The sequence below is a fragment of the Streptomyces enissocaesilis genome, assembly GCF_039533765.1.
GTDB classification, from domain to species: domain Bacteria; phylum Actinomycetota; class Actinomycetes; order Streptomycetales; family Streptomycetaceae; genus Streptomyces; species Streptomyces enissocaesilis.
In genome coordinates, this window is the sequence record NZ_BAAAUD010000090.1 from 1 (window position 1) to 5,641 (window position 5,641).

A 5,641-nucleotide genomic window follows, 5' to 3' on the forward strand; every position below is an offset into this window, starting at 1 on the left:
CCCGCGGAGCGGGTCCCTCAGCGCTGCGCGCTGAGAAACGAAAACATGCTGCTTCGCAGCATGTTAACGAAGTGTCAAAAGCCGCTGCGCGGCTTTCAATTCCCCGCTGCGCTCCCCGTATTTCCGCTGCGCTCCAATACGGAAAGGCAGGGAATCTCCGCTTCGCTCCAATTCCGATTCCGGCTGCGCCGGAATGGCTGGCTACAAGGGGCGGGGTGCGTCACTGCGGGCCTGTGAGCATCCCGAAGAACAAGCCACTCCCTGTCCTATGACGAACCATCAGCCTGAACCCGTGGCCGGCCCTCGCCTGGATCCAGGGGGCACTCGGCTTCGCTTCATCCGACGCTGACACCCGCTCACCTCCCCACGATGTGAGCGGCATGCACTCGAGTCTACCCGAAAAACTTCCCGCAGTGCGCCCAGTTTCGCTAGGGTAGGACCTGCGCATCATCGATTGTGATGTCCCATGATGCATCGCCAGATGCAGTGTGTAGCATCCCGAGCGAACTGCTACCCCCTCCGTAGGGCTGATCAACCCTCTCGCGACGTCTGGAGTACGGAATGTCGAATGCCGATGAGATCCGACTGTTTCCTCATCAGATCGAGGCGGTTGACGCGGTGGTGAGTGGTCTGGATATCCCTCCGGGGAAGCGGATTCCGCGTAACGGGTTGCGGGCCACGGTGGTGGCAGCCTGCGGTACGGGAAAGACCTTCATCGCCGCGCATGCCGCGCTGCGGCTGGCGCGGCATGGCCGGGTGCTGGTACTGCTGCCGACCTTGGATCTGCTGACGCAGACGGTGCGGGAGTGGCGCTTGGCCGGGCATGCGGGTCCGGCGGTGGCGGTGTGTTCGCTGGATGATGACCCGCACTTGTGGAATCTCGATGTGCGGTCCACCACCAGCCCGCCGCAGCTGGCGTTGTGGCACGGCCGTGGCCCGGTGACCGTGTATGCCACCTACGCCAGCCTGCCGGTGCTGGCGGAGGCTCATGAGGGCGCGTACGGGCTTCCGATGGACGTGTGGGACCTGGTGGTGGTGGACGAGGCGCACCGGACGAGCGGTTCGTTGGGGAAGGCGTGGGCGGCGGTCCATGACCAGGACGTGATTCCGGCGATGCGCCGGCTGTACATGACGGCGACGCCGAGGATCTGGAAGGAGCGGCCGCAGCGCTGGTTGGAGCGGCCTGTGTCGGAAACGGGCGTGCCGGTGGAGGGGCGGGACCGGCTGCCACGGGAGATGGCCTGTTCCATGGACGATCCGAAGATCTACGGGCCCGTTGTGTACGAGCTGTCGTTGGCGTCGGCGATCTCTCGCGGTCTGCTGGCGCGGTATCAGATCGTGGTGGTGGAGCTGACCGACCCGGTGGTCACCCCCGCCCGTCTGGCCGGCGAGGAGAAACGGGAGGAGCGGCTGCGCGGTGAGCGGATGGGCGCGTTGCAGGCCGCGCTGCTGGAGACGATGGCGGCGCACCGGTTGCAGACGACGATCACCTTCCATCACCGGACGATCGAGGCCAGTGCGTTCGCGAAGGGGCTGGGGCGGGTGGCTGCTCGGTTGCACACCGCTGATCCGGAGCGGTACCCGAAGCGGGTGTGGGCCGACTGGCTGTGTGGTGAGCACGAGCCGGACCACCGGCGTGCGGTGCTCTCGGATTTCGGGCGCCGGGCCGGGCGTGCGGTGTTGGCGAACTGCCGGGTTTTGGGTGAGGGTGTCGATATCCGGGCGGTTGATTCCGTGGCGCTGCTGGACCCGAAAGGGTCGGCGGTGGACATCGTGCAGGCCATCGGGCGGGCGCTGCGGCAGAAGCCGAATCAGGGGAAGTTGGCGACGCTGATCGTGCCGGTGTTCTTGGCTCCGGGTGAGCAGCCGGAGGACATGTTCACCTCCGCGTCGTACCGGCCGCTGGTTAAGGTCCTGGAAGGCTTGCGGGCGCATGACGAACGGGCCGTGGAAATGCTCGCCATTCCGCAGGAGAACCAGAAACGGGTGGTCGATTCGTCGGAGAACATCGGTGAGGAGCCCGGGGAGGGTGAGGAGGAGACGCGGCTGCTGCTGCGCTTCGCCGCCCCGAGGGACCCGGTGATGGTCGCCAAGTGGGTCAAGTTCCAGATCCTCGACACCGAACGCCAGGACTGGACACGCGGCTACGACGCCGCCCGCCGCTACCACCAGCGCGTGGGCGACCTGGACGTGCCGTACGAGCACACCGAGGGTGCCTATCCGCTGGGGCGGTGGCTGTCCGACCAGCGCCGGGCCTACCGGGCCGGCACCATGCCCGCCACCCGCGCGGACGAGCTGGAGGAGCTCGGCATGATCTGGGACACCGCCGACGCCCAGTTTGCGGAGAACCTCGCCGCGGCCCGCGCCTACTACGCGGAGGCCAGCACCCTGGCCGCGCCCCGGTATGCCACCGCACTCGACAAACCGGTCGGGCAGTGGCTCACCAATCTGCGGCGGCCCGGAGGACTCGGCAAAGACCCCGAGCGCGCGGCACGGCGCGCGGCGCAGCTCGCCGCGATCGACCCGGACTGGAACCCGGGCGCGCTCGGGTGGACAGTGGACTGGCAGCGCCACTACGCGGGCCTACAATGCCTGCTGGAGTCCGGCGGGATGCTGCCCAAGATCCAGCCCGGCGTCACCCATCGCGGAGACGACATCGGCCGCTGGCTCGCCCGGCAGGCCCGCAACTGGGCACACCTCAACGCCGAGCAGCAGCGACGCCTCACGGAACTCGGGGTGGAACCCGCTGTACGGCCGCACAAGGCGCCCGTGCAAAACGGTGCGAAGACTGGGGCGGTCAAGGGCTCCGATGCCTTCACGCGCGGCCTGGCGGCCCTGGCGCAGTACATCCAGCGCGAAGCGCGCACCGTCGTACCGCGCGGACACACCGAGCGCCTCGAAGACGGCACCCTCGTGCGGCTGGGCATCTGGCTGTCCAACCAGAAAAACCGCCGCGACCGGCTGGACGAGCAGCAACTCGCCGCCCTCGCCGGACTCGGATACGACTGGGCCTAGCGTCAAGGAGTGAGACCCCGGGTGCGGGGGTCCTGTGCTGTCAGCAACCGAGCGCGGAAAGCCGGGCGAGGCCGTGTCGAGCATCCACCAGCGACAACGCGATACTCAGCCCCGAGATAGCCTGGCCCTCGGCCTTCGGTAGGAGTGCTCCTCATGATCGATGCAGTCCAGGCAGGCAACGCTTCTGATGACGAGGACCTTAAGAAGGTCCTCGCCGCATGCAGCGACAGGCTGCCTGCACCTACCGAGTGGTCCGCCTTCACCGGCTACCCCAACAGCCTTGCACTCGCAGTGATCGACGCGATCTGGTCCGTCGGCACCCGCTACGCCATCACCACAGGCGTCATCAGCCGCTATACCTCCTACCGCCAACGAATGGGCGGAGATGCGACACACGATGGCCTGACGGACCTGCTCGGCCTCTATGACCGCCTCGGCGGCATCGACGGATTCATCGACGAGGTCGGCACCAGGAACCGCGTCTCCACACAGCCAGGCGCCACCTTGAAGGGCGCGGCGGTCCACCAGGCCGCCACGGCCCTGCTGGGCCTCGGCATCGACACCGCTGCCCAGTTCCTCGCCGCTGAGGCAACCGACCTAGAGGATCAGGCTCGGGTCGCATGGACGGCAGTACCCGGCCAAAGCTCAGGCACCTCCTGGAGGTACTTGCGCATGCTGCTGGGACTGCCGGATGTCAAACCGGACCGGATGCTGATCCGGTTCATCGCCTCCGCCCTCGGTGTCGACGAACGAACCCTCGGCGGCGAGCACGTCGTCCAGTTGGTGCGGGCTGCGGCCGAGCGCCTCGGCGCGGACCATTCGGGGCAGGGAACAGCAGGCTTGTTGGTGTCCGGTGCGGTCCAGGACGCGGGCAGCTGGGCGGGCAGCGACAGATAGCCGGGCAGCGCCACCTCGGTGAGGTCCGCGGCGGCAACCGCGCGCAGATGCGCCTCGGCCTGAAGTTCGGTGACTGTGCCGAGCACCTCGGCCGGGGTACCGCGGGTAGCGGCGGCGTAGCGGGTGGCGCGGTCCTTCTCCGCCGCCTGCAGCAGCCGCTTGAGCCGGTCAGCCTCCCTGGCGCGGGCCCGCTTCATCTCCCGGATCTGCTCCGGGCTCGCCCGGTTCGACAGGTACGCCGACCCCAAATGCCGCCCGGTAGCTGCGTCGTAGACCTCGATCTCGTGCTCGTGGTGCGGCATGTAGCGCAGCCGCACCTTCCGCCCGGCCTGCCCGGTCATCCACGCATCGACGTAATGTCGGTTCCGCCAACGCACCCCCTTGTTGGCAAGGGTGCGCACCCGGCCGTCGTCCTCGAGGGTGAACATGTGCAAAGCTCCCGGCTCAGCGTCCTCGACCGGAGTCAGATCCTCCTCCCACGCGGCCGCGGGTGTACGGCCAGCAAGCAAGCGGGGCCGGTGCTCGGTGTTCCACCAGACAACCCACTGACCCAGCAGCTCAACGAACGCCTCCAGCGGCAGCAGCCGCTGCCGGGCGGCCGGCTTCCTGCCGCCCTTCAGGCGCGGCGCGGCGGTGTAGCCGGGCAACTGAGCGAAGAACATCTGCTTCGCGGCCTTGTTCAACGCCTCCACGGTGCCCTTCAGATGCGGGCTGTAGCCGGGCAGGTCCACCACCGGGACCGCGAACGCCCCGAGCGCCTCCCCTACCGTGCGCGACAGGAAGTCCCGCCCACGGTCCACTCGCACGGCCCCCGGTAGACCGCCGAACGGGCCGTGCTCCCCCTCACGCGAGATCGCATCCCTGAGCGCCACCAGCACCGACTCCCGGGATGGAACCTGAGCGGTCACCGCGAACCCGCAGATCACCCGCGTCGCGCAGTCGATGAACCAGGTCACCCACGGCCGACCCGGCGCCCCGTCGATGTCCACCTCAACCTTCACCTGGACGTGGTCGGTCTCCCATACGTCATTACGGTGACCGGCAGGCCGCTCAAGAAACACGTCGTGATCCCGGCGTGCGGCCTCACCACCGCGCATCCCCGCCCGCAACCCCGGCGACACATCCCGCTCCACTGCCCGGTACAACGTCGCCAGCGACGGCACCGCATCACCCCTCGCGGCCCCCTCGGCCACCAACTCCCGGTGCAACGCCGCCACGCTCCCCCGGTGGAACGCAAGCCGACGGGCCAGCTGCGACGTGACCTGGAACCGGCAGCGCTCGGCCCGCTCCAGGCGGCCATCCTCCCGCGCCGCCACCAGCCACCGGCGCACCGTGCGCTCGGACACCGCCAGCGTGTCAGCCACCATCCGGCGATGACCAGCCGTCAACTCCCCCCGAGACTCAAGCGCCAGCAACCTGCGCACCGCGACCGGCCGCAACACCTCGGCATCCGCCGCCGCCCCCACCAGCACTCCCCCACCACAACGGAGCCACCCCCGGCCCACAAAAAATGATCAAGAAGGAAGCCTACTCCATTGGAGCTTTCAGCTTGCTGGCCAGCCGATTCTCAACCATCGACCAACTCCCCTCACCTCGCTGTCCAGCTCCAACACCCTCCCCCACCACCCCGAACAACCCGCAAGACAAAGCCGATCAGCCCACTCAACCGTATCCGCCCACCTGGACACCAAAATGAGAACCACACCGGATAAGAACACGAGAACTCCCA

The 5,641-nt window shown here is 68.1% G+C and carries 1 protein-coding gene and 1 pseudogene; one reads left to right on the forward strand and one right to left on the reverse strand.

Annotated features, from left to right (window positions below; translation table 11 throughout):
- The first annotated feature begins 561 nt into the window (after positions 1–561).
- Entirely contained in the window at positions 562–3,015 is a 2,454-nt protein-coding gene (locus ABD374_RS31735; RefSeq protein WP_344500110.1) for a DEAD/DEAH box helicase, read from the forward strand.
- Positions 3,016–3,812: 797 nt separating this feature from the next.
- Here the strand turns inward: ABD374_RS31735 and ABD374_RS31740 are convergent.
- A pseudogene (locus ABD374_RS31740) lies at positions 3,813–5,336 on the reverse strand (Mu transposase C-terminal domain-containing protein); the annotation flags it as partial.
- Positions 5,337–5,641 lie beyond the last annotated feature (305 nt).